Source organism: Microbispora sp. H13382, assembly GCF_014161445.1.
GTDB lineage: Bacteria > Actinomycetota > Actinomycetes > Streptosporangiales > Streptosporangiaceae > Microbispora.
In genome coordinates, this window is sequence record NZ_JABBXA010000064.1 from 1 (window position 1) to 613 (window position 613).

A 613-nucleotide genomic window follows, 5' to 3' on the forward strand; every position below is an offset into this window, starting at 1 on the left:
ATGATCCCGTTCCTGGAGCACGACGACGCCAACCGCGCGCTGATGGGTTCGAACATGCAGCGTCAGTCGGTGCCGCTGCTGAAGAGCGAGGCGCCGCTGGTCGGGACCGGTATGGAGTACCGTGCCGCGACCGACGCCGGTGATGTGATCACGGCGGAGAAGGCCGGTGTGGTGGAGGAGGTCTCGGCCGACTACATCACCGTGATGAACGACGACGGCACCCGGACGACGTACCGGGTGGCGAAGTTCAAGCGGTCCAACCAGGGCACGTGTTTCAACCAGAAGCCGATCGTGGCCGAGGGGGACCGGGTCGAGCGGGGTCAGGTCGTCGGCGACGGGCCGTGCACCGACAACGGTGAGATGGCGCTGGGCAAGAACCTGCTGGTGGCGTTCATGCCGTGGGAGGGCCACAACTACGAGGACGCGATCATCCTGTCCCAGCGTCTGGTGCAGGACGACGTGCTGTCGTCGATCCACATCGAGGAGCACGAGGTCGACGCCCGCGACACCAAGCTGGGGCCCGAGGAGATCACCCGCGACATCCCCAACGCCTCCGAGGACGCGCTGGCCGATCTCGACGAGCGCGGCATCATCCGGATCGGCGCCGAGGTGG

At 66.9% G+C, this 613-nt stretch carries 1 pseudogene; it reads left to right on the forward strand.

What is annotated here, in order from left to right:
• Positions 1 to 613: pseudogene (locus HHX41_RS39505) on the forward strand (DNA-directed RNA polymerase subunit beta); the annotation flags it as partial.